The sequence below is a fragment of the Duganella sacchari genome (assembly GCF_900143065.1).
GTDB lineage: Bacteria > Pseudomonadota > Gammaproteobacteria > Burkholderiales > Burkholderiaceae_D > Rugamonas > Rugamonas sacchari.
This window is the reverse complement of the sequence record NZ_FRCX01000003.1, coordinates 131,573-156,161: the sequence shown is the minus strand read 5'-3', so window position 1 is coordinate 156,161 and position 24,589 is coordinate 131,573. Positions and strand designations below refer to the sequence as shown.

Here is a 24,589-nt window from a genome sequence, read left to right as displayed (position 1 = left end):
TCAGCGTTTTTCTTCCATCAGCGCCAGCAGATGGCCGTCCGGGTCGCGGAAGAAGGCCATCCACAATGCGTGGTCGGGCATTTTCGCGACCAGGTGCGGTTCACGCTCGAAAGCCACGCCCCGGGCTTGCAGTGTGGCCGCCACGGTGTCGATGTGTTCCACCTTGAAGTAGTGGCAGACGCCCGTGCCGGCATCGACCTTGTCCCGGCCGCCGTCCAGCATCAGCCGCACACCGCCGCAGTTGAAGAAGGCCAGGTCGCCGTAGCGGAACAGTTTGGGCAGGCCCAGCGTGTCGCCGTAAAACTGCTCGGCACGGTCGGTGCTGGTCACGGGTAGAGCGATTTGGCCCAGGATGGAGAGCGTCATGCAGATCCTCGCGATTTATTTTCTTGAGTGAAACTATCTGATAGTTTTGTTGAGGCAGTAACCGGGTATTGTGCCCGCGCCTTTTTGTATAGGCATTTTAAAAACAAAAATACAGGGATGGATATGAAAAGAATACTCGCTTTATTGGGGGCGGTAGCGTTAACCGGCTGCGCATCGATCGCAGGTGAGAAGATGCAGCCGATCTCGGTCACCACGGTTTTCGATAACAAGGAAGTTGCCGGCCTGGGCTGCACGTTGACGAACGACGCTGGCAGCTGGTTCCTGACCAGCCCGGGCAGCGTGACGGTGCATAAGAGCACGGGTAATCTGGCGATCGACTGCAAGCGGGACGCGTATGCCGGCAACGCCACTGCCGAGTCGAAATCGAATGGCGCGGTGTGGGGCAATATCCTGCTGGGCGGCGGTATCGGCTATATCGTTGACCGTAATACCGGTGCGGGTTTCGACTACCCGCCGACGATTGTGGTGGCCCTGCGCCAGGTCGATACCGCCGGCATTCCTGCCAATGCGCCGTTGAAACCGGCAGCCGGGGACAGCGTCCCGAAAGCTAACTGACAGGCGCCCGTTGTGTCCTGGTGATCCTGGTACCACCAGGGCGCAAGGCCTGTTCGATGAGAGCGAGCGCTAACTTCGGCTGAGCGCTGCCGCACATGAAGATGTCGGCGGCGGCAAAGCCGTATTCTGGCCAGGTGTGGATGGTGATGTGGGATTCGGCCAGCAGTACCACGCCGGTCACGCCCTGGCCTTCGCCGAATGCGTGGAAGTGACTGAACAGCACGCGGGCCTGCGCGGCGTCGGCGGCGTTGCGCAGCAGGTTTTCCAGCGCCGCGCAGTCGCACAATTTTTCAGCAGCGATGCCGCTCAGGTCGGCCAGCACATGGGTGCCGGTCGGCGCATGTATGGCCGGCGCCGCATGCGCGGGTAGTGCTTCGCGCTTCATTTATGGCCTCCGCCGCCCGAGCCGCCGCCCCAGCTGCCGCCGCCACCGCCCGTGTGCGAACTCCAGCCACTGCCGCGACCGCTACTGGTGCTGCCGCCACCCAGGCGCAGCCAGCTGCTGCCGGAGCTGAACAGCACGACGATGATCGCGTAGATAAAAAATTTACTCATGTCTGATCGTTGTTATCCAGGAAGATCGCCGGCAGGTAGATCGCCAGTGCGCCAATCGCGCTCAGGTACCAGGTGCCGGAGAAGTTGGCCAGCAGCGGAACCGCGTTCACGGCCAGCATGAACCAGATGATGTACTTGGCGGTTTTGCGGTGGCTGTTGTGGGCAAATGGCTGGCTGTTGGACGGCCCCTTTGCCCGGCCTTTGAAGGCGTCGCCAAACCATGCCTTGAGCTGGTCGGCCGATACCGGCGAGGAGCGCGACCAGGTCAGCTCCTGTTGCGTCGCTTCGGACGCCAGCCGCAGCTGGCCGGCCTGGAACTCCTCCACCTGCGTGACATCGCCCACGGACACGCGCCAGTTGAAGGCGCCAACCGCGTACGTCACTGCCGCCTCGTAGTCGTAGAGGCGGGAAAACTGCACCTTATCCACCGTCACTGTGGGCGCGCCCGGCTGGTACTGCATGGGCCACGCCGACAGCACATTGGCGCCGGACCAGCCGTCATCCGTCTCCACCAGCCACGAGAAGCCGGAGCGCGGGCCGTACATCAGGTATTCGTTCCACTCTGTGCCTTCCTCGTCGGAGCGGCGCATCATGCCCATGATGGTGAATTCCTGATTGTTGATTTTGGCGGTGGCGCCCAGTTCCAGCGCCAGCGGCACGGCGGCCACGCGCTCGCCGGCGGCGATCACTTCCGCTTTCGGGCTGGCGGCGTCGATCTGGGTGGCGCAGGACGGGCACACCAGGTTGGCCGTCACGCCGGGCAGGTACTTGATCGGGCTGCCGCACGCAGGGCAGTCCAGCGCGGAGAGTTTGCCGCGATAACGGCCGGCGGCGCGCTGGATGGTGTCATCGTCGCGCAGCAGCTGGCATTGCAGGCTGTCCAGCGTGACCGACAGGCCGGTATAGATCACCGGCTGCGGGCCATCCGAATAATCGAGCGTAATGAATTCCGTACCACGGCGGAAGTCCGCCACGCGCGCCTGGTAGCCATCGCCGACCTTGAACGGCAGCTCGCCCTGGCCACCGATGCAATCGGCGGTGCGGATTTCTGCGGCGATGTAAGGAGAGCCGTTGATCGGGTAGCTCTGGCCCGGCACCAGCGCTTCGAACGCGGGCAGCTGCACATTGCCCTGGTATTCGGCAGTGATGGTGTACAGGCCGGACGAGTCGCCCAGCCACGAGGTTTTGCCGTCATCGAACAGCAAATACCACTCGTTCCACATGCCGGCCGCATAGCGCAGCTGGATGCGGCCGACCACCGTAAATGGCCGCCCGCCAAGCACACCGGCGGTGCCTATCTGGATCGGCGAATAGTCCTCCAGCACGGACGACATCTTGCCCAGGTCCTTGACCGAGTCTGCATCCTTGAGCACACGCGTGCTGCAATATTCACAGACAGCCATGACCGAGGCATGCGAGCGGAAGGTGACTTCCGCACCGCAGCTGGGACAGGAAACGATTTGCATGCAGTGTTAGCCGATCAGTTTTTTCAGTAGTTCAGCCTTGCTGCTGTCGTAGTCGGTGGCCGAGATCAGACCCTTGTCCAGCAGGCCCTTGAGTTTTTCCAGGCGCGCTTCGATGGCGTCTTCCGCCGGTGCGGCCGGTGCTGCCGCAGCGGGTGCGGCTTGCGGCGCCAGCGTCGCGCCCAGGGTCTGGCCGATAGTCTGGCCTACCGTCAGTCCGGCACCCAGTCCGGCGCCGATGCCGGCCATGCCGCCTTCATTCTGCGCTGCCAGCGGAATCGCGCTGGCCACCTGGTATTTGGTGAAGCCGGCCAGCTTGTCGGCGCTCATGCCGCCTTTCATGCCGGCCGAGATACGTTCGTCCAGCGCCGCCTGCAGTTCTTCCGGCAGGCTCACGCTGGCCACGTTGAATTCATCCAGCGCGATGCCGTAGCGCGCGAACGCGGTGGTCAGGTCGCCCTTGACCTGCTGCGCCATCAGCGCCTGGTTGGCCGCCATGTCGAGGAACGGCACCTGCGACGCACCCAGCGAGTTGGCCATGGTGGCCAGCAGGATGCCGCGCAGCTGTTCTTCCACCTCGTCGCGGGTGTACATCTCGCGGGTGCCGCTGATCTCCGTGAAGAACGCCTGGGCATTGGTCACACGGTACGAGTACATGCCGAAGGCGCGCACGCGCACCATGTCGAAGTCCTTGTCGCGGATGGTGATGGGCTGCGGCGTGCCCCATTTGCGGCCGGTCTGCACGCGGGTGCTGAAGAAGTACACATCCGATTTGAACGGCGATGCGAACAGCTTGTCCCAGTTTTTCAGGTTGGTCAGCACCGGCAGGGTTTGCGTGGTGAGCTTGTGGGTGCCGGGGCCGAACACGTCGGCCACCTGGCCTTCGTTGACGAACACCGCGACCTGCGATTCGCGCACTACCAGCACGCCGCCGTTCTGGATCTCCTGGTCCGCCATCGGATAGCGCCAGGCCAGTACGCCGTCGGTATCCTCGTTCCACTGCAGTACGTCGATAAACTGCTTCTTGATAAAGCTGCCGATACCCATGATGGTCCTCGCTTTGCGTTAATTCGTTAGGAAATGCAGGCGCCGTTGATGACGCCGATGGAAATGGAGATCGCGCCCAGCAGGCCGCCAAATGCCGTGTTGTTGGCTTCAATCTGGTCCTTGGACATCTTCAGCGCACTGGTGGCGATCGCATAGGCCAGCATCTGCACCACCATGGCGCCGAAGGCCCAGGCGAAAAATTCGCGGTAATCGGCAGTATGCATGAGCGCTGAACCGATGGTGATGGAAAAACCTATCAACGCCCCGCCCAGCGATAGCGCTGCGGCCTGGTTGCCCTGGCGGATCAGCAGCACCTCGTCGAACGGCGTCATCCAGGTGTAGGCTTTGAAGAACGCGGCCAGCAGCAAAGCCGCTAGCGCGAGGTGAATCAGATAATTTAGGATGGCAGGCACGGTGTACCTTCAGGTAAAGTAGTTAACTTGATAATAATGCAAACGAGTGTAAATGACCAAAAAGATTCTCATACTGTCCGTCTTCGTCGTCGCCTCCTGCGGGCTGGCGTATGAGCTGATCGCCGGGGCGCTGTCCAGCTATCTGCTGGGCGACTCGGTGCTGCAGTTCTCCACGATTATTGGATGCTACTTGTTTGCGATGGGGGTTGGCGCGCACTTCTCCAAGTACGTGAAGGACGAGGATGTGCTGGCGCGCTTTGTGGATATCGAACTGGCGGTCGGCCTGGTGGGCGGCGTGTCGGCGGCGGTGCTGTTCCTGACCTTCTCGTGGATGGCGGCGCCATTCCGCACCCTGCTGTATGTGATGGTGTTCCTGATCGGCGCCTTTGTCGGCATGGAGGTGCCGCTCGTGATGCGCGCGCTGAATGCGCGGCAGACGGCGTTCAATGAACTGGTCAGCAAGGTGCTGACGTTTGATTATCTGGGTGCGCTGGCCGTGTCGCTGCTGTTCCCGCTGGTGCTGGCGCCGCATCTGGGGCTGGTGCGCACCGGCTTCCTGTTCGGGATGCTCAATGTCGGCGTGGCCCTGTGGACAATCAAGGCTTTTTCCACAGAGCTCAAAAATGTCACGGGCCGTTTGCTGCGCGCCTGCACGGTGCTGTGCGCGCTGGTGTTCGGTTTTGCGTTTGCCGACAAGCTGACCTACTGGGGCGAGCATGGCCTGTTCGGCGACGAGATCGTGTTTGCCACCACCACGCCCTACCAGCGCCTGGTGATTACCAAGTGGAAGGACGATCTGCGCCTGTACATCAATGGCAATCTGCAGTTCTCCTCGCGCGACGAGTACCGCTATCACGAAGCGCTGGTGCATCCGGTGCTGCAGCCCATGCCCTGGGCCAGGCGCGTGCTGGTGCTGGGCGGCGGCGATGGCCTGGCGCTGCGTGAAATCCTGCGTTATCCAAATATCGAACACGTCACGCTGGTGGACCTGGACCCGGCAATGACGGGCGCTTTTACCCGGCGCGAGGAGCTGACCAGGCTGAATCACAACTCTTTCAGCGACAAGCGCGTGCGCGTGGTGAATGCCGATGCGGCGATCTGGCTGCAGCACAATGACGATATGTTTGACGCCGCGATTGTGGACTTTCCCGATCCGTCCAGTTTCGCGCTGGGCAAGCTGTATTCGGTGCCGTTCTACGGCATGGTGCGCAAGCACCTGGCGGCCAATGGCCTGATGGTGGTGCAGTCCACGTCGCCGTTCTTTGCGCCGCATGCTTACTGGACCATCGACGCCACGCTGCGCGAGGTGGGCATGAAGACCTATCCATATCACGCCTATGTGCCGTCGTTTGGCGAGTGGGGCTTTATCCTGGCGACGCCGCAGGCCAGCTACACGCCGCCAACCAGCTATCGCTTGCCGATGCGCTACCTGAACGCCGACACCACGCGCGAAATGTTCAACTTCCCGCCGGACATGAAGCCGATGGCGATGGAGCCCAACCGACTCAACACCCAGTCGCTCGTGCATGAATTCGAGCAGGACTGGCGCCGGGTGATACGCTGATGCTGCGCCGTTCCTTTCTGGTCTGGGCGGGCGCCTCCGGGCTGACCGCCGCTGGCAGCGGCCTGGCCTTCCAGCGCTGGCAGGAGATTACGCCGACCGTGCATTACGTCGGCCGCGACGAAGGCCACTTCCTGCGCGACCGCCATGCGCTGCCGCCGCCATCGCAAGTTATCCACACCGATATTGCGATTCTCGGCTCCGGCGTTGCCGGCCTCACCGCCGCATGGAAGCTGAAAAAGCTGGGCAAGAGGGATGTGCTGATGATCGATGGCCCGCAGCCTTACGGTAATGCGGCAGGCGGTGCGTTTGGCGAATATGCATATCCGACCGGCGCGCATTACTTGCCGCTGCCGTCGCCGGAGTCCGTGCATGTGCGCGAAATCCTGGCGGACCTGGGCATCATCCAGAAAGATGCCTTTGCCGAGAAGCCTTATTACGACGAACGCTTCATCCTGCACGCGCCGGAAGAGCGGCTGCTGTTCAACGGCCACTGGCAGGACGGCTTCATTCCCACCGAGGGCGTGCCGCAATGGGAACTGGATGAGCACAAGCGTTTCTTCGACGAAGTCCAGCGCCTGCGCCAGCTGCGCGGTGCGGATGGGCGCCGCGTGTTTGTGTTCCCGACCGTGATGTCGTCGGAAGACCCGCAGTGGCAGGCGCTGGACGACATCTCGCTCAAGCAGTGGATGGAGCGGAATGGCTACAAGTCGCCGACGCTGCACTGGTATCTCAACTACTGCTGCCGTGACGATTACGGCACGCGCTATGACCAGGTATCGGCATGGGCCGGGCTCCATTACTACTGCAGCCGCTGGGGCCAGGCCGCCAATGCCGGCAACGGCGCCTGGCTGACATGGCCGGGCGGCTTGCAGCCGCTGGTGGCCGGCATGGAGCGTGCGGCGGCGATCCAGCGCATGGCCGGGACGGTGGTGTCGCTTAAAAAAACCGCCGATGGCGTGGAAGCGCTGTGCTTCAAGCTGGAAAACGGCAAAGCCACCAGCTATCTGGTGCGTGCGCGCAAAGCCATCTGCGCCATGCCGACCTATGTGGCGGCGCGCGTGGTGGAAAACATCGGCGATTACGGTTTTGACGCCAGCAAGCATGCGCCGGAATATGCACCGTGGATGGTGGCGAATTTCCTGCTCAAGCGTTTTCCGGAAGAGCTGCAAGGTGGCGCCAATCCGCCGCCGCTGTGCTGGGACAACGTGGTGTACAGCGAGCCGGGACTGGGCTTTGTGGTCTCCACGCATCAGGATATTCGCCAGCAGCCGCCGCAGAAAACCGTGTTCAGTGCTTACGTGGCGCTATCGGATCGCAAGGCCTCCACGGCGCGGCACTGGATGGCGTCGGCCAGGCCGGAAGAACTGCTGGCGCTGGCCAGCGCCGACCTGAAGACCGCGTATGGCGCGCAGTTTGCATCCTGCGTCGAACGCGTTGACATCACCTTGCGCGGCCATGCGATGGCCGTGCCGTGGCCTCACTTCCGCAGCAATGCCGGCATGAAGGCGTTGCGCGAGGTGGACGGGCCGATCCTGTTTGCCCACGCCGACCTGTCGGGCTTTTCGGTATTCGAGGAAGCCGCATGGTGGGGATACCGCGCGGCAGAGCTGGCAGCGAAGTGATATGCTCATCCGATGACACACAATGCCCGCCAGCGCTTCCGCGCGCCACCCAAATTCAAGCTGCGTGACAAGGACGCGGACGACCGCACGTTCTCGACGCGCGCCGCCAATCCCAAACTTGGCAAGTCGCGCGCCAAGGCGCTGGACCTCGAACGCACCGCCGCGCTGATCGACCGCATCGCCGCCCTGCAGGACAAGCTGTACGCCCAGCGCGGGCAGAAGGTGCTGCTGGTGCTGCAGGGGACCGACACCGCAGGCAAGGATGGCACGGTGCGCGCCTTGTTTAGCCGCATCAGTCCCATGGGCTTGCGTGCCGTGGCGTTCAAGGCGCCGACCGACAGCGAACTGGCGCACGACTACCTGTGGCGCGTGCATCAGCATGTGCCGGTCCAGGGCGAGATTGCGATTTTCAACCGCAGTCATTACGAGGATGTGCTCATCACCAGGGTGCAGGGCATGATCGATGACGAGGAGTGCAAGCGCCGTTACGCGCAGATCCGCGATTTCGAACGCATGCTGGCGGAGACGGGTACGGTGATCGTCAAGGTATTCCTGCACATCTCGAAGGAAGAGCAGCGCGAGCGCCTGCAAGAGCGTCTCGACGATCCGGACAAGCAGTGGAAGTTCAATCCGGAAGACATCAAGCAGCGCGCCAAATGGGACGACTACCAGCGCGCTTATGAAAAGGCGATCCGCGAAACGGATGCGCCGCATGCGCCGTGGTACATCGTGCCGGCCAACTCCAAGACCCACCGCAATCTGGTGATTGCCAGTCTGCTGCTGGAGACGCTGGAAGGCATGGACCTGCAGTATCCGCCACCGCATCCCGACCTGTCGTCCTTCACCGTGGAATAAGGAGCTCCTTATGCTGCAACTGAAAGACCCCGGCCTGCTGCGTCAGCAGGCTTACCTGAATGGCGAGTGGGTGGATGCCGACAACGGCGCCACGCTGGCCGTCACCAACCCCGCCACCGGCGCACAGATCGGCACCGTTCCCTTGATGGGCGCTGCCGAAACCAGACGCGCGATCGATGCCGCCAACGCTGCCTGGCCGGCGTGGCGCAAAATGACGGCCAAGGAACGCGCCGCCATCCTGCGCAAGTGGAATGACCTGATCCTGGAAAACACCGACGACCTGGCACTGCTCATGACCGCCGAGCAGGGCAAGCCCTTGGCCGAGTCGCGCGGCGAAGTGGCGTATGGCGCCTCGTTCATCGAGTGGTTTGGCGAGGAAGCCAAGCGTGTGGCGGGCGAGACGCTGGCGTCGCCATGGCCGGACCGCCGCATCCTGGTGACCCGGGAGCCGATCGGCGTGTGCGCCGCCATCACGCCGTGGAACTTCCCGATTGCGATGATTACCCGCAAGGCCGGCCCCGCGCTGGCGGCGGGCTGCCCCATGGTGCTCAAGCCGGCCGAAGCCACGCCGTACTGCGCGCTGGCGCTGGCGGTATTGGCGGAGCGTGCCGGCGTGCCGGCTGGCGTATTCAGCGTGGTGACGGGTGCGGCCAAGGAAATCGGCGGCGAGATGACCGCCAATCCTATTGTGCGCAAGCTGACCTTCACCGGCTCGACGGCGATCGGCAAGCTGCTCATGGAACAGAGCGCCGCCAGCATCAAGAAGCTGTCGCTGGAACTGGGCGGCAATGCGCCGTTCATCGTGTTTGACGATGCCGACCTGGATGCGGCAGTGGAGGGCGCCATCGCCTCCAAGTACCGCAACTCGGGCCAGACCTGCGTGTGCGCCAACCGCATCTATGTGCAGGATGGCGTGTACGAAGCGTTTGCGCAGAAGCTGGTGGCGGCTGTGAATAAGCTCAAGGTTGGCAACGGTGTGGAGGAAGGTGTGACGCAAGGCCCGCTCATCGATGAGAAGGCCGTGCAGAAGATCGAACAGCACGTGGCTGACGCCCTGGCCAAGGGCGGCCGTCTGCTGCTGGGCGGCCAGCGTCACGCGCTGGGGCACAGCTTCTTCCAGCCGACCGTGATTGCCGATGTCAACGCCGAGATGCTGGTCGCCAAAGAAGAAACCTTCGGGCCACTGGCGCCGCTGTTCAGTTTCTCCACCGATCAGGAAGCGCTGGCGCTGGCGAACAATACCGAGTTTGGCCTGGCCAGCTATTTTTATTCGCGCGACGTCGGCCGTATCTGGCGCGTGGCGGAAGGGCTGGAAAGCGGCATGGTCGGCGTGAATACGGGCCTGATTTCAAACGAGGTGGCGCCGTTTGGCGGCGTCAAGCAATCCGGCCTGGGACGCGAAGGTTCGCACCTCGGCATCGATGAATTCCTGGTGATTAAGTACATCTGCCTGGGCGGCATATAAGTCCGGTCAGACGGTCCACCATGCGTTTGACGGCGGCCATCTGGCGGCCGCTTTTCTGCGCGTAGCGCGTGTCGTCGTAGGCGAACCAGTCCCAGCATGCGTTGGGATTGGCATAGGTGGCGGTGGCCTGGGGATACAGCACCAGCATGCGGTTGCTGTCCGCCCAGGCGTTGTAGCCGGCATAGCGTACAAAGGTGGCGCCGATGGTGTCCGGGTCTTGCAGGCAGCCGTGGAAGACGATGTGCAATTTGCAGCCTGCGCTGTCGCTGTTGCAGGCGGCGGGCACATACAGGTAGCCGAAATCCGCCATGCCGTGCCAGCTGGGCACGGCGATGAATTCCGATTGGTCGAAGGCGATGAACTGGCCGCTGAGCGCGCCCTCATTGCGCGCGTTGAGCGGCCCGTAGATCCAGCTCAGCAGCTCGCCCGCAGCATCGTAGTTGCAGTTGTTGATGTAGGGCGTGCCCAGCGTCAGGCAACTATTGCCGTAGCTATTGGTGGGCATCGCGTGTTCTGCGTTGAGGTTGCGCTTGTAGCTGATGTGGCCGGCACTGATGTAATGGCGGTAGTAGGTGTGCAGGTCGTTCATCACCGTCGGCGGCACGATGGAATCGGCGCTGCCGGAAAACAGCCAGACGCGGTGGCTGGCCATGGCGCTGGTGGGATCGATGGTTTGCGCGGCAGCGAACCAGTCGGTCATGGCGATCAGGTCCGGCACGCGCGTGCCGCCCGCGCGCACGCGGCAGGGGAGCAGGTCGTTGCTGCAGCTGCAGCTGGTGGTGGCGGTGAGCACGCTGCCTTGCGCGCAGAAATACGGACCGCCTGCGATGATGCCGGCGCCGATCACACTGCGCGAGAACGCTACCTCGAACTGCACCGCCATATAGGCGCCGGACGACAGGCCGGAGACGCTGACCTGGCCGGCGCGCATGGCAGGCAAGGACACCAGCTGCGCGTGCGCAGTACTGATCCATAGCAGCATGAGGAGCAAAATACGCATACCGCCTCCGTGTCATATGGAATGACATTAACGTCATGAAAGCAGTCATTGCTTAATCTGGGTCAATCGTGCGAGGGGCACTAATTTGGACTAGAATGATCCGTTCCTCATTCTCTCCTGCCGACCATTATGTCCAAGACACTCGCCCAGCTATGCCTTGTTTCCTCGCTGACCGTGGCGGCCAGCGCCGCCGCGTTGGCGCAAGCCCCGGCCGCAGCGCCGGCCGCTCCCGCTGCGGCAACGGTGCCGGTGGGCAGCTGCCCGGTCATCCTCAAGCAGACCTTCAAGCGCCTGCAGGACGATTCGCCGCAGGACCTGTGCCAGTACGCCGGCAAGGTGATCCTGGTGGTGAACACCGCCAGCTACTGCGGCTTCACCAACCAGTACGAGGGGCTGGAAGGCCTGTATGCCAAATATGGCAGCAAAGGCCTGGTGGTGCTGGGCTTCCCGTCGAACGACTTCGGCCAGCAAGAGCCAGGCAGCAGCAAGGAAATCGCCGATTTCTGCTACAACACCTATGGCGTGAAGTTCCCGATGTTTGCCAAGTCGGTGGTCTCGGGCAAAGAACCGAATCCGCTGTTCGCCAATCTGATCAAGGCGACCGGCAAGGCGCCGGCCTGGAACTTCCACAAATACCTGATCGACCGCCACGGCAACGTGGTCAACAACTTCGGCAGCAAGATCACGCCGAGCGACAAGCAGCTGGTGAGCGCGGTTGAAAAGGCGCTGGGTTCTTAAGACCTCGCCAGTTCAAACCCTTCATCTACCCAGCCCGTTATTCCGCCCGGCATCACCTTGACCGGGCGGCCCAGTTTGGCCAGCCGGATCGCGGCACGGGCCGCGCCATTGCAGTGCGGTCCGGCGCAATACACCACAAACAGCGTATCGGCCGGGAACTCGGCCAGTTTGGAGCCGATGATCTTGCGGTGCGCCAGATCCAGCGCGCCTGGCACGTGGCCGGCCTGGTATTTCTCGCTGCCGCGCACGTCCAGCAATACAAAATCCTGCTGGCCAGTGCTGATGGCGTTATGCACGTCCCAGCAATCGGTCTCGTAGCGGAAGCTGGCTTCAAAGTGCGCCAGGGCGGCGGCGCTGTCGGCGGCGGTTACTTCGGTAACGTAGGACATGGTTTTCTCCTGATGGGTTGGCAGTGACGTCATTGTGCGTTGCCTTCGTTACGGTCAGAAGTGGCGCGCAGGCCAATCTACGGTAAGATTGCGCCATGAAAAAACATCTCGTGGTGGCGCTGGCGTACGACCGGCTGTGTACTTTCGAGTTCGGCTGCACGGTCGAACTGTTTGCACTGGAGCGTCCGGAACTGGGCGTGGACTGGTACGACTTTGCCGTGTGCGCAGTGGAGCAGGGGCCGATCCGCGCCGCCGGCGGCATCACCGTGCAGGCGCCTTATGCGCCCGAGCTGCTGGAGCGCGCCGACACCATCATCATTCCCGGCTGGCGCGATGCCGATGAATCGCCGCCGCCGCAGTTGCTGGCCTGGATACGCGCCGCCCACGCACGCGGCGCGCGGCTGTGCTCGATCTGCTCGGGCGTGTTTGTGCTGGCAGCGGCCGGCGTGCTGGATGGGCAGCGCGCCACCACGCACTGGCGTTATGCGGAAAGGCTGGCGCGGCGCTACCCGCAAATCGCGGTGCAGCCCGACGATCTGTATGTGGATAATGGCCAGGTGATCACCGCCGCTGGTTCGGCTGCGGGGCTGGACATGCTGCTGCACGTGGTGCGGCGCGACCATGGCGCCAAGGTCGGCAATCTGGTGGCGCAGCGGCTGGTGGTGGCGCCGCACCGCGAGGGCGGGCAGGCCCAGTTCCTGCCGCGTCCCATGGCGCACGGCGAGCAGGGCAGGTTGTCCAGGCTGATGGACTGGCTGCGCAGCCATCCGGCGCAGCCGCAGACGGTCAACAGCATGGCCGAGCGCGCGGCCATGAGTCCCCGCACCTTGCAGCGCCAGTTTCAACAGGCCACCGGCTTTGGACCGGTGGAGTGGCTGATCCGCGAACGCGTGGCCATCGTCAAGGAGATGCTGGAAGAGCCCGATGTGCCGCTGACGCAGATTGCCGAGCGCGCCGGCTTTGGCTCCGAGGAATCGCTGCGCCACCATTTCCGCCGTCTCGCGGCGACCACGCCGGGAGCTTACCGGCGGCGTTTTGCGCGCGCAGACTAAATGTAAGCCTGCGCTGAAACCAGTATTGGTGCGGCTTGTAGCATATTCGTGCTACAAAGTGATATTTCTTAACAAGAATATCTAATATATAATACGTCATAATTTTTTTGTTATCAAAATATTATGGCGTCGCCATTGTCCTATTCCTTTTTTGCTGACCGCATACAGCAGCGTTTCCGCGTGACGGCCCATGCCGGTGTCGAGCTGCAACTGCTGGAAGCTGAGCAAGTCGCCGCCAGCCTGCCCGGACACCAGGCATTCACGCTGCTGTTCAGTGGCCCGCTGCCGGCATTGCCACAAGACATCTACACCCTCGACGCCCCCGCCCATGGCGAGCTGGACCTGTTTCTGGTTCCGGTTGCCCGCGAAGGCGATGCCATCCACTACCAGGCAATCTTCAACTGATACCCACAGGCCACGGACATGAGCGATCCTTTTTTAGGTGAAATCCGCATTTTTGCGTTTAACTTTGCACCCAAGAACTGGGCGTTCTGCAATGGCCGGCTGCTGCCGATCAATCAAAACCAGGCGCTGTTCGCGCTGCTGGGCACCACCTATGGCGGCGATGGCCGCACCACGTTTGCGCTGCCGGACCTGCGCGACCGCGTGCCGTTCAGCATGGGCAACGGCAGTGCCGGTAGCCTGGTACTGGGGCAGGTGGGCGGCGAGGCGGCGCACACTGTGTCTGCCAATGAGATGCCGCAGCACAGCCACACGCTGTATGGCCGCGCGTCGCTTGCCAACACCGGCGATCCGACCGGCGCCCTGCTGGGCGCCAAAGGCCGCTTTGGCCGCGACATGCTGGGCGTGGCGGACGGCAAGACACTGGCGCCGAATTCGGTGAGCACCGTCGGCGGTTCACAGTCGCATGAAAACCGCCAACCCTTCCTGGCGCTGAATTTCGTCATTGCCCTGGCCGGCATTTTCCCTAGCCAAAACTAACTCACTTCGCAGGATGAACCATGAGTAATCCCTATGTAGGCGAGATACGCCTATTTGCCGGTAACTTCGCGCCTGCGGGCTGGATGTTTTGCGAGGGCCAGTTGTTGCCGATTTCTGAAAACGAAACGCTGTTCACGCTGCTGGGCACCAGCTACGGTGGCGATGGCGTGACGACCTTCTGCCTGCCTGACCTGCGCGGCCGCGTGCCAGTGCACATGGGCAGCAGTTATACACTGGCCCAATCCGGCGGGGTGGAGCAGGTAACCCTGACCGTGCAGCAAATCCCGGCCCACACCCACGGCGTGCAGGCGACCGCCCAGCGCGGCGACCCGGCTTCCGGTGTCAGCGGCAGTGGCGCGCTGGCCAATACCGGCGGCACCGCGGTCTATACGCTGAGCGGCGGCGGCACGGTCGATATGGCGTCGGAGGCGATTGCTTACAGCAACGGCCAGAACCAGCCCCACAACAATATGGCGCCGTATCTGTGCGTCAATTTCATCATCAGCCTGTTCGGCGTCTATCCGTCGCAAACCTAAGGAGTCCCATCGATGAGCGATCCATTTGTCGCGGAAATCCGCATGTTGCCGTGGAACTTCGCGCCCAAAGGCTGGGCGATGTGCAATGGCAGATTGATGCCGATATCGCAGAATACGGCGCTGTTCTCGCTGCTGGGCACGAACTATGGCGGTGATGGCCGATCCACCTTCGCCTTGCCCGACCTGAGTTCGCGCGCGCCCATGCATCCTGGCCAAGGACCGGGCCTGAGCATGCATTACCTTGGCGACCAGGGCGGCGAAGCCAGCGTGACGCTGACGCCGGCCCAGATACCGGGTCACACCCACAAGCTGTCGGCCAGCAACGCCGCGGCGACGGCCAGCACGCCGGGCGTCAGCGTGCTGCAAGGGAATAGCGGCAGCGTGCCGGTCTACAGCAACACGGCCGGTACGCCGGTGGCGCGCGCGCAGCTTGCGCCGTCTGGCAACAACCAGCCGCACAACAATATGCCGCCTTACCTGACGCTCAATTTCTGCATCGCGCTGCAAGGCGTGTATCCGGCACGCAGCTGATATGCATTACACGCTACGTGCTTGCCAGCCGCAGGACGAGGCCTTTTTACGGCGCGTGTATGCCGCCGTGCGCGCGGAGGAAATGGCGATGATCGCATGGAGTGCGGAACAGGCCGACGCTTTTCTGCGCATGCAGTTCGACGCCCAGCACCAGCACTATCACCAGCACAACCCGGAGGCCGACTTCGACGTGATCGAGGTCGATGGCGAACCGGTGGGGCGCCTGTATGTGCAGCGCGGTGCGCAGCGTATCCACGTCATCGACATCGCGCTTCTGCCGGCGTGGCGCGGCCGCGGGCTAGGCACGCTGCTGCTGCAAGCCTTGCAGCAGCAGGGGCCTGCTGTGAGCATCCATGTCGAAGTCAACAACCCGGCCCAGTCCCTGTACCAGCGCCTGGGCTTTAAAGAAATCAGCACGTCCGGCCTGTACCGGCTGATGGAATGGCGCGCCAGCGCCACCGCTCAACACTACGGAGAACCAGCATGATGAATCGGCGCGATCTTTTGAAAAAAATGGGCGGCGGCTCCCTGGCCGGAGTGGGCCTGGGTCTGGGCTTGGGGCTGGGTACACCGGCGCGCGCAGCGGACGCGCAGGCCGGAGTGGAAGCGGCGTCTGGCAACGCCTATCGCTGGTCGCTGGAGGGCGCACGCGGGCTGCAGGGGCAGCAGTTCTGGCTGAATCACCCGGAGCAGGGCGCAATAGGCCTGACGCTGGACGCGGTCACGGCCGAGCCGTCTGCTGCGCCGGCCGCCAGTGCTGCGGATGCCACCAGTGCTGCCGCATTGAAGCTGGCCGCCGCTGCCGCACACACGCCCAAGCTGGAGCAGTTCACGCTGCGGTTCACCGGCCCGGCCGGCGCCAGCGTTGCGGCCGGCACCTACGAAATGGATAACGAGGTGATCGGCCATTTCGCCCTGTATCTCGCGCCGGACGCCAAGCGCAACGGTGCCACGACTTATCGCGCTGAATTCAGCCTGCTGGTTTAAGGAACTACCATGCACAAACACGCCTCTGCCAACCGCTTTTATCGTCTCGTCTGGAGTCATGTCCATGCCTGCTGGATCGTCGTCGCTGAAACTGCGCGCGGCCGTGGCAAGAGCAACTCCACGGTACGTGCAGCACGCCGCCTTGGCGCGGTGCTGGCCGGGGCCGCGCTGGCGGGTAGCGCGCTGGCGGCGCCACCGCCTGCCGTCAATGCGTTGCCGAGCGGCGCGCAACTGGCCGCAGGCCAGGCCAGCATTGCCACCAGCGGCAACCAGATGACGGTCACCCAGAGTTCCAGCCAGGCCATCGTCAACTGGCAGCGTTTCGACATCGGCGCGGATGCGGCGGTGCGCTTCGACCAGCCATCGGCATCGGCGGTGGCGCTGAACCGCGTAATCGGCAGCGATGCTTCGCAGATCTACGGCAAGCTGTCGTCCAACGGCAGCGTGTTCCTGATTAATCCGCAAGGCGTGCTGTTTGGCGCCAGCGCGCAGGTGGATGTGGGTGCGCTGACCGCGTCGTCGCTGAATATTTCCGACCGTGCCTTCCTCAACGCGCAGTACGACTTTACCGGCAGCAGCAGCGCGGGCGCCGTCAGCAATGCCGGCCGTATCCGCACCGCCAGCGGCGGTTATGTGGCGCTGGTTGCGCCATCGGTCAGCAATAGCGGCAGCATCAGCGCGCCGCAAGGCAGCGTGGCGTTGGCGGCGGGTGAACAGGTCAGCGTCGATTTGCGCGGCGACGGCTTGATCGGCGTGCGGACCACGCGCGGCGCCTTGCAGGCGCTGGCACACAACAGTGGCGCGATCAGCGCCGACGGCGGCCAGGTGCTGCTCAGCGCCGCGGCGGCGGATGCGCTGACCCGGGCCACCGTCAACAACACCGGCATCGTGCAGGCGCGCGGCATCGTCAGCGATGGCGGCAGCATCCGCCTGGTGGCGGACGAGGTGCACACGGGCGCGCTGGATGTCTCCAGCAGCGCCGGCAAGGGCGGCGCCATAGTCGTTGAGGGCCAGATCGTGGCGGTGGATGGCGCGCTGCATGCCGATGGCGCCAGCGGCGGCAGCATTGCCATCCACGCCAGCGGCAACCTGTCTGCCGCCGCGGTGGTCAGCGCCAATGGCCGCAGCGCTGCCGGTGGTGCGGTCAGCTATGTAGCGGGCAATGCGCTGGTTGAAAATACGTCTTCCGTCAGCAGCGCCGATGGCGCCACCGATGGCGGCAGCACCACGCTGGGCGCGGGCGCCGGCCTGACCTCGTCCGGCACGCACAGCGCGCGGGGCGGCAGCGGCGTGGGCGGACGCATCGACGTGAGCGGCCAGCAAGTGTCGCTGTTCAGCGGCACGCTGGACGCCAGCGGCGCCACCCAAGGTGGCCTGGTGCGCGTAGGCGGCGCCTTCCAGGGCGGTACGCCGCATGGCAGTCCGCCCGACACGGAGCGCTTCCTTGCGCGCTGGGGACAGACCGCCGCGATTGGCAATGCCGACAGCGTGTTCCTCAATGACAGCAGCAATATCGACGTCTCGGCACGCGGCCAGACGGGCCAGGGCGGCACGGCCGTCGTCTGGTCGCAGCAGCAGACCACGCTGCTGGGCGGGATCAAGGCCGATGGCGCCGCGCGCGGCGGCGCGGTGGAAGTCTCTTCGGCCGACGCACTGCGCTATGTGAACCTGGACAAGCTGACACTGGGCCACGGCGGCAGCCTGCTGCTGGACCCGAAGAACATCATCATCAGCAATAGCGCGAGCCAGTGGACGTATTCCGAAATACTCAAGGGCGACAGCGCGCTGGAAGCCGGCGACGGCTCGGGCTTTGGCGTGGCGCTCAGCGCGGACAGCACGCAGCTGGCCGTCGGCGCGCCATTTGACCGTGGCGCCACCAATGCGACGCAGAATGCGGGCGCGGTCCGCCTGTACACCTTTGTCAACAATACCTTTGCCGGCGCGGCGCTCAAGGGCACCATCGGCTCTGGTTATACCGGCAACGGCAACGTCAATCTCAGCCTGAACGCGGACGCGCTGTTCGGCTCCGCCGTGGCGCTCAGCGGCGACGGCAGGACGCTGGCGATTGGCGCGCCGGGACAGGCTGGCGGCGCCGGCGCGGTTCACGCATTCCGCTTTGCCACGAGCGGCTTCCAGAATCTGCTCGCCAATGATACGGTGAACCTGGGCAGCAGCTACGCCACGCAGGGCGTGAACGGCGGTGCGATTGGCTTCGGTTCATCGCTGGCACTGAACAGCAGTGGTAGCCGCCTGGCCATCGGGGCATTGTACGAAGGCGGTAGCGCCGGTGCGGTGTACATGTTCAACAACGATACCCAGGGTGCGCAGTCCTTTGTGCCCGCCTTTGCCTATCGCATCGGCGGCGCTGCTGACAGCCTGTTTGGCACAGCGGTTGCCCTGAACGGCACGGGCGACCGCCTGGCGGTGGGCGCCATCAATGCTGACAATGGACGCGGCAAGGTGTATCTGTACACGGCCGGCTACAGCACCGCCAGCCAGGCTGCTACGCTGAGCAGCGCCGTCACCGGTGGCAGCAATACCCAGGTGAGCTTGCTGGATGGAGAATACTTTGGTTCCGCGCTCGCCTTCAATGCGTCGGGTACCCGTCTGGCGGTGGGCGCGCCCAATGCGCCCAAATACGGCGGCACCACGCTGGGTTCGGGATCCGTACGCATCTATGATTTTGCCGACAGCAGCTATGGTGCGCCCAAGCTGGTCAGCACGGTAGGCAACGGCTATACCTACGCACCGGACGGCAAGGTCAGCTCCAACGAGTATGACAACTTTGGCTTCGCGGTGGCGATGAATGGTAGCGGTGATCGCCTGGTGGTCGGCGCGCCCTACGCCGATCAGGCAGGCAATGCGCCAGCCAGTGGCGGCGTGTATGCATTCTCGATTCAAAACGGCAGCAACGCGGTGAAAGACCTCGGCTACAGCGCGACTGGCGCCAGCGGCGGCACCACCATGTTCTCCACCGCCGCGCTGAATAATCTGCTCATCGATGCGCAGACCACGGTCACGCTGCAGGCCAGTAATGACATCACGATGGATGCCGGTAGCAGCCTTTCCGGCCTGGGCTCGCTGACACTGTCCGCTGGCCGCAGCATCGTGATTAACGGCGATATCGGACTTCCTCTCGGCACGGTGACGATCACGGCGAACGCCGCCAAACCTGACGCCAGTACCGGTCCGGTCGACAAGGACCGCGATCCGGGCAGCGCGGTGTTGACGATTAACGGTGGCATCAACGCCAGAACGCTGAACCTGAAACTCGATGCCGCAGGCGCTTACAAAACCAATAGCGCATCCGGTGCGCTGACCGTCAACAGCGTGGTGCGCGCCGATGCGATCAAGGTACAAAACCTGGGTGGAAACAGCGGCAATGATGTGGTGATCGGCGCCGCTGGCCAGCTCATTGCGGGCGGCAGCGGCGATGCGATTGTGGCTGTCACCAAAGGCAATGGCACCTTCACCAATAACTCCTTGCAGGGGCTGGTGCTGGCGGGTAGCGGCCGCTATCTGGTGTATTCCAGTACGCCCGGCCAGACCACGGAAAACCTGCTTGGCTACAGCAAGCACTATGCACAGTCCTACACCGGCGCCACGCCGCAATATGCGGCCAGCGGCAACTGGTTCCTGTATTCGGCCGCACCAACCTTGACGGTCACTGCCAGCAGCTCGAGCAAGGTGTATGACGGTGTGATCGGCGGCATCAACTACAATGCCACAGGCTACATCGATGGCGACACGGCGGGCAATGCCCTGACTGGGGCACTGGGCCTGGTCAACGGTTCAAAGAACGTCGGGGTGTACAACATCAACCAGGGCACGCTGGCTGACGGCATGGGCTATAACCTGGTCTTCAATGCCAACAATGCCAAGCAGACCGTGACCCCGGCCGCGCTGACCGTGAGTGTCAGCAGCAGCGGCAAGGTTTACGACGGCAATGCGAGCGCGGTGGTCAACTACCTCAGCAACGCGGTCGCCGGCGATGCATTGAACCTGAGCGGCACCGCCAGCTATGCGGACAAGAACGTCGGCAGCGGCAAGCAGATCAGCGTGACCGGCATGACGTTGACCGGTGCCGATGCGTCCAACTACACGTTGTCGTCCAACACGGTCAGCACCACGGCCAACATCACGCAGCGCACGCTGGCTGTGAGCGCGGCGGGCAGCGACAAGACCTACGATGGCCGCACCACTGCTGCAGTGACCCTGAGTGACGATCACCTGAGTGGCGACGCGGTGACCTTGAGCAGCAGCGGCGCCAGCTATGCCGACAAGAATGCCGGTACCGGCAAAAATATCACGGTGAGCGGCTTGTCCCTGTCCGGCGCGGATGCCGGCAACTACAAGCTGACATCGGCGACCGCGATGACTACCGGCAGCATCAACACGCGTACCCTGACGGCCAGCGCGACCGGCGCCAGCAAGGTGTACGACGGCCAGACGGATGCCAGTGTGACCTGGAGTGACAACCGCGTCAGCGGCGACAACCTGGTGGTGGCGGCTGGCAGCGCCTACTACGCGGACAGGAATGTTGGCAGCAACAAGACCATCACCATCGGCGGCGTGACGCTGAGCGGCGCCGACGCGGCGAACTATGCGTTGCAGCCGGTGGCTGCAACCACGACCGGCGCCATCACGCCACGTCTGCTGACCGCGACTGCCAGCAGCAATGGCAAGGTGTATGACGGCAGCAGCAACGCGGTGGTCAGCTGGCAGGATGACCGCATCGCCGGCGATATGCTGTCCTATGCCGGCAACGCCGTTTACGCAGACAAGAATGTCGGTGTGGGCAAGGACATCGCCATCAGCGGCATCAGCCTGAGTGGCGCATCGGCCGGCAACTACGTGCTGGCATCGACGGCTGCGCACACCAGTGGCAACATCACGGTGCGTACGCTGGATGTCAGCGTTTCCGGTGGCAGCAAGGTGTATGACGGCCTGGCGACGGCCAGCGTGACGCTGGCCGACAATCGGGTCGCGGGCGACCACCTGGCTTTGGCATCGGCCGGCGCCAGCTATGGCGACAAGAACGTCGGCAACGGCAAGACGATTACGGTGGGAGGCCTGTCCCTGTCGGGCGCGGATGCGGGCAACTATACGCTGGCGTCCGCTGTCGCGACCGGCAGCGGCAACATCACGCCACGCTCGCTGGTGATCAGCGCCACCGGTGTGGACAAAGTCTATGACGGCACCACTGCCGCTACCGTCAACTATACCGACAACCATTTGAGCGGCGATAGCGTGGGCTTTAGCGCCAGCGCCGCTTTCGGCAGCAAGGATGCCGGCAGCAACAAGGGCATCGACATCGGCAATGTGGTGCTGAATGGCGCGGATGCAGGCAACTACATCCTGGATAGCGCCCGCGTGACCGCCAGCGCCAATATCGGCCAGCGCACGCTGACTGCCACCGCGAATGGCCTCAGCAAGGTCTATGACGGTTCGGCCAATGGCAGCGCCACGCTCGGTGATGACCGTATCCACGGCGACCAGCTGACGCTGAGCGCGACCGGCAGCGCCGTCTACGCCGACAGGAACGCGGGCGCCGGCAAGGCTATCTCGGTGGATGGCGTCGCGTTGAGCGGCGCGGATGCGCGTAATTATGTGCTGGCTTCCACGACAGCGCACGGCACCGGTACGATCACGCAGAAGACGCTGAATGTCAGCGTCGCCGGTGGTGACAAGGTGTACGACGGCAGCACGGCAGCAACGGTCAGCTATAGCGAGAACGATCACATTGCAGGTGACGTGCTGACCATCAGCGGCAACGCCAGTTTCGCCGACAAGAACGCCGGCACTGGCAAGAGCATCACTGTGCGCGACATCGCGCTGGGCGGTGCCGATGCGGGCAATTATGCCGTGGCATCGACTTCCGCCAGCACCACGGCCAGCATTGCGCAACGCGCGCTGACGGCCACCATCGCCAGTGCGGGCAAGGTCTATGACGGCAATACCGGCGCGGTGGTGACTTTTGGCGATGACCGCGTCAGCGGCGATATGCTGAACTACAACAGCAATGCCGCAAGCTATGCGGACAAGAATGCTGGTGTCGGCAAGACCGTCAGCGTCAGCGGCATTACGCTAAGCGGCCCGGATGCCCGCAACTATGTGCTGTCCAATAGCAGTGCGACGACCACCGCCACCATCGCGCAGCGCGCGCTGGTGGTCACGGGTACTGGCGTCAGCAAAGTGTATGACGGCACTACCAGTGCCCAGGTCACGTTTACCGATAACCGCGTGAATGGCGATGCGCTGACGGTGGGTGTCGGCAGTGCCAGCTATGCGGACAAGAATGTCGGCGCCAACAAGGCACTGGTCTTCAGCAACGCCAGCTTGTCCGGCGCCGATGCCGCCAACTATACGCTGGACCTGAGCAGTAACAGCGGTACCGGCGCCATCACGGCGCGCATGCTGAACGTCAGCGTCACGGGTATCGATAAGGTCTATGACGGCACGGTCAATGCCGGCATCAACTACAGCGACAACCGTGTGGCCGGCGATGTGCTGAGCTACACGGCCAACGCTGTCTTCGGCGACAAGAATGCCGCCGCCAACAAGAGCGTCAGCGTGAGCGGGGTGACACTGGGCGGCGCGGATGGCGGCAACTACGTGTTGTTCGCCAATAGCGCCACCACGCAGGCCAGCATTACGCCGCGTGCACTGGTGGTGACAGCTGCCGGTAGCAACAAAGTCTACGATGGCAGCGTCAACGCCGTTGCAACGCTGGGCGATGACCGCATCCAGGGCGATGTGCTGACGGTGACAGGGGGCGCTGCGGCCTTCGTCAATAAAAATGCAGGCAGCCAGAAGGCGCTGACGGTGAGCGATATTCGTCTGGCTGGCGCGGATGCGGGCAACTACATGCTGGCATCGGGTAGTGCGGCTGGCAGCGCGGATATCACGCCGCGCGACCTGTCCTTTACGGCCACCGGCCAGGACAAGACCTATGACGGTAGCGCCAGTGCGAGCGTCAGCTTCAGTGACAACCGCGTGGCCGGTGACCGCTTCAGCCTGTCCGCAGCGGCCAATTATTCGGATAAAAACGCCGGTAGCGGCAAGGCGGTCAGCGTCAGCGGCGTGACGTTGAGCGGCGAGGATGCGGGCAACTACCATTTGACGTCGAACAGCGCGACCACCACGGGATCGATTTCGCCACGTGCGCTGAACGTCACGGTGACTGGTGCGGACAAGGTTTATGATGGTACGACTGCTGCTGTCGTCAATCTGAGCGATGACCGCATCGGCGGCGATGCACTGGAGATCAGCGGCGGCGGCAGCTTCGCCAGCAAAAACGCTGGCGTGCAAAAGCTGATCCTCAGCGATGTGAGCCTGTCTGGCGGTGATGCCGGCAACTACACGCTGTCGGTCAGCAGCTCCGGTACGGCCACCATTACGCCGCGCGCACTGACGGCCAATGCCACGGCGGCAGACAAGGTTTACGATGGCAGCACCGCCGCCAGTATTGCGCTCAGCATCAATGCGTTGAGCGGCGACGCTGTGCAGATCAGCGGCAGCGGCGTCTTTGCTGACAAAAATGCCGGCAGCGGCAAGGTCGTGAATGTCAGCGGCGTCCAGCTGACCGGCGCGGATGCGCGTAACTACACCATGAATACCGGCAGTCTGCAGGCACACGCTTCCATTACGCCCCGCAGCCTGACCGCCAGCGTGACGGCCAGCGACAAAGTCTACGACGGTACGACGGCGGTGCAGTTCACTGTGGCCGACAACCGTCTGGCTGGCGATGCGCTGGAGATTGGCGGCAGTGCCGCATTCAGCGACAAGAATGCGGGCAGCGGCAAGACGGTGACGGTCAGCGGCATCTCGCTGGGAGGCGCTGATGCGCGCAACTACACGCTGGCTTCGTCCGCTGCTACTACCACCGCCAACATCGCGCAGAAAGATCTGGTCGTCACTGCGGATAACCAGACGCGCGCATTTGGTGCAGTTAATCCGGCGCTGAGCTATCGCACCAGTGGCCTGGTGGCTGGCGACACTGTGGGCCAGATGACGGTGGCCACCAGCGCGAATGCGCAATCGGCGGCCGGCGATTACGCCATCACGCTGGCGGGCACGGATCTGCCGAACTACAAAGTCAACTACGTCAACGGTTCGCTGACGGTGCTGGCGCCAGCCGCTCCGGTCAACGATACGATCGGCTCGATCGTCAAGCCGGTACTGCCGGTGGCGCAGGGCGGCAGTCTCGGCGTGCCATCCGCACCGGATACGCCGCTGCAGCAGACCTTTGCCGGCGCCGGTAGCACCGGCAGTGGCGGTGGCAGTGGCAATGGCAGCACAGCTGGCGGTAACACGAATAACACCGCTAGCCGCAATGGCGGTCCGGCCTTCAGTGCAAACAACAATGGCGGTAGCGCTGGCGCCAACGGTGGGCAGCAGGACGAGGTGACGACTACCTCGCTGCCCGGCGGTACGCAGATCGCATCGCGTAACGGCGGCATCCGCACTGCGGAATAACCTGATACGA

General features: G+C 63.5%; 22 protein-coding genes. 14 read left to right on the top strand and 8 right to left on the bottom strand.

Going from position 1 to position 24,589, the window contains the following annotated elements:
- Positions 1–366, bottom strand: a complete 366-nt coding sequence (locus tag BUA36_RS07135; protein WP_072782958.1) for a VOC family protein — start codon at positions 364–366, stop codon at positions 1–3.
- A gap of 192 nt (positions 367–558) precedes the next feature.
- Here BUA36_RS07135 and BUA36_RS07130 point away from each other — a divergent pair, with 192 nt between their 5' ends.
- A complete protein-coding gene (locus tag BUA36_RS07130; RefSeq protein WP_202413647.1) occupies positions 559–942 on the top strand; it encodes a hypothetical protein in 384 nt (127 codons plus the stop codon).
- On the opposite strand, the gene speD is transcribed toward BUA36_RS07130, so the two are convergent.
- Genes speD through BUA36_RS07110 form a run of 5 tightly spaced genes read right to left on the bottom strand, consistent with a single transcriptional unit; the run spans position 935 to position 4,420 of the window.
- Complete coding sequence (gene speD, locus BUA36_RS07125; protein ID WP_072782956.1) at positions 935–1,327, bottom strand: adenosylmethionine decarboxylase; 393 nt, start codon at positions 1,325–1,327, stop codon at positions 935–937. The genes BUA36_RS07130 and speD overlap by 8 nt on opposite strands.
- Positions 1,324–1,497, bottom strand: coding sequence for a hypothetical protein (locus BUA36_RS30660; RefSeq protein WP_167544266.1), 174 nt, complete (start codon positions 1,495–1,497; stop codon positions 1,324–1,326). Before BUA36_RS30660 ends, speD begins: the two co-directional genes overlap by 4 nt.
- Complete coding sequence (locus BUA36_RS07120; protein ID WP_072782954.1) at positions 1,494–2,963, bottom strand: DUF4178 domain-containing protein; 1,470 nt, start codon at positions 2,961–2,963, stop codon at positions 1,494–1,496. The genes BUA36_RS30660 and BUA36_RS07120 overlap by 4 nt, the downstream gene beginning before the upstream one ends.
- 6 nt (positions 2,964–2,969) lie before the next feature.
- The gene (locus BUA36_RS07115) at positions 2,970–4,007 is read right to left on the bottom strand and encodes an SPFH domain-containing protein (RefSeq protein WP_072782952.1); all 1,038 of its coding nucleotides are present in this window, start codon (positions 4,005–4,007) and stop codon (positions 2,970–2,972) included.
- A 26-nt stretch (positions 4,008–4,033) separates the two neighbouring features.
- Entirely contained in the window at positions 4,034–4,420 is a 387-nt protein-coding gene (locus BUA36_RS07110) for a DUF350 domain-containing protein (RefSeq protein ID WP_072782950.1), read from the bottom strand.
- 52 nt (positions 4,421–4,472) lie between these two features.
- Between BUA36_RS07110 and BUA36_RS07105 the strand changes: the two genes are divergently transcribed.
- Genes BUA36_RS07105 through BUA36_RS07090 form a run of 4 tightly spaced genes read left to right on the top strand, consistent with a single transcriptional unit; the run spans position 4,473 to position 9,926 of the window.
- Positions 4,473–5,984, top strand: a complete 1,512-nt coding sequence (locus tag BUA36_RS07105) for a polyamine aminopropyltransferase (protein WP_072782948.1) — start codon at positions 4,473–4,475, stop codon at positions 5,982–5,984.
- Positions 5,984–7,606, top strand: coding sequence for an NAD(P)-binding protein (locus BUA36_RS07100; protein ID WP_072782946.1), 1,623 nt, complete (start codon positions 5,984–5,986; stop codon positions 7,604–7,606). The genes BUA36_RS07105 and BUA36_RS07100 overlap by 1 nt, the downstream gene beginning before the upstream one ends.
- A gap of 12 nt (positions 7,607–7,618) precedes the next feature.
- Positions 7,619–8,461: a PPK2 family polyphosphate kinase gene (locus BUA36_RS07095; RefSeq protein WP_072782944.1), complete on the top strand. Its 843-nt coding sequence runs from the start codon at positions 7,619–7,621 to the stop codon at positions 8,459–8,461.
- Between the two features lie 10 nt (positions 8,462–8,471).
- The gene (locus tag BUA36_RS07090) at positions 8,472–9,926 is read left to right on the top strand and encodes an NAD-dependent succinate-semialdehyde dehydrogenase (protein WP_072782941.1); all 1,455 of its coding nucleotides are present in this window, start codon (positions 8,472–8,474) and stop codon (positions 9,924–9,926) included.
- Here the strand turns inward: BUA36_RS07090 and BUA36_RS07085 are convergent.
- A complete protein-coding gene (locus tag BUA36_RS07085; protein WP_229255635.1) occupies positions 9,898–10,926 on the bottom strand; it encodes an extracellular catalytic domain type 2 short-chain-length polyhydroxyalkanoate depolymerase in 1,029 nt (342 codons plus the stop codon). The two genes, BUA36_RS07090 and BUA36_RS07085, sit on opposite strands and share 29 nt — an antisense overlap.
- Positions 10,927–11,055: 129 nt before the next feature.
- On the opposite strand from BUA36_RS07085, the gene BUA36_RS07080 reads away from it, so the two are divergent.
- Complete coding sequence (locus BUA36_RS07080) at positions 11,056–11,664, top strand: glutathione peroxidase (RefSeq protein WP_072782935.1); 609 nt, start codon at positions 11,056–11,058, stop codon at positions 11,662–11,664.
- Here BUA36_RS07080 and BUA36_RS07075 read toward each other — a convergent pair.
- The gene (locus BUA36_RS07075) at positions 11,661–12,053 is read right to left on the bottom strand and encodes a rhodanese-like domain-containing protein (protein WP_072783637.1); all 393 of its coding nucleotides are present in this window, start codon (positions 12,051–12,053) and stop codon (positions 11,661–11,663) included. The genes BUA36_RS07080 and BUA36_RS07075 overlap by 4 nt on opposite strands.
- A gap of 95 nt (positions 12,054–12,148) precedes the next feature.
- Between BUA36_RS07075 and ftrA the strand changes: the two genes are divergently transcribed.
- From ftrA to BUA36_RS07035, 8 genes are all read left to right on the top strand, one after another.
- Complete coding sequence (gene ftrA / locus BUA36_RS07070; RefSeq protein WP_072782933.1) at positions 12,149–13,105, top strand: transcriptional regulator FtrA; 957 nt, start codon at positions 12,149–12,151, stop codon at positions 13,103–13,105.
- A gap of 135 nt (positions 13,106–13,240) precedes the next feature.
- Positions 13,241–13,510 carry a DUF6916 family protein gene (locus BUA36_RS07065; protein ID WP_139260402.1) on the top strand — a complete coding sequence of 90 codons (270 nt, stop codon included), beginning with the start codon at positions 13,241–13,243 and terminating at the stop codon, positions 13,508–13,510.
- 18 nt (positions 13,511–13,528) lie between these two features.
- Complete coding sequence (locus BUA36_RS07060) at positions 13,529–14,047, top strand: phage tail protein (RefSeq protein WP_072782928.1); 519 nt, start codon at positions 13,529–13,531, stop codon at positions 14,045–14,047.
- Between the two features lie 20 nt (positions 14,048–14,067).
- Positions 14,068–14,583, top strand: coding sequence for a phage tail protein (locus tag BUA36_RS07055; protein ID WP_072782925.1), 516 nt, complete (start codon positions 14,068–14,070; stop codon positions 14,581–14,583).
- Positions 14,584–14,595: 12 nt separating this feature from the next.
- Positions 14,596–15,114: a phage tail protein gene (locus tag BUA36_RS07050; protein WP_072782923.1), complete on the top strand. Its 519-nt coding sequence runs from the start codon at positions 14,596–14,598 to the stop codon at positions 15,112–15,114.
- A gap of 1 nt (position 15,115) precedes the next feature.
- Positions 15,116–15,601: a GNAT family N-acetyltransferase gene (locus tag BUA36_RS07045; RefSeq protein WP_072782921.1), complete on the top strand. Its 486-nt coding sequence runs from the start codon at positions 15,116–15,118 to the stop codon at positions 15,599–15,601.
- On the top strand, positions 15,598–16,101 hold the full coding sequence (locus BUA36_RS07040) for a DUF6916 family protein (protein ID WP_072782919.1): 504 nt from the start codon (positions 15,598–15,600) through the stop codon (positions 16,099–16,101). Before BUA36_RS07045 ends, BUA36_RS07040 begins: the two co-directional genes overlap by 4 nt.
- 9 nt (positions 16,102–16,110) lie before the next feature.
- Positions 16,111–24,579 (top strand): YDG domain-containing protein, encoded by an 8,469-nt coding sequence (locus BUA36_RS07035; protein ID WP_072782917.1) that lies wholly within the window; start codon positions 16,111–16,113, stop codon positions 24,577–24,579.
- Positions 24,580–24,589 lie beyond the last annotated feature (10 nt).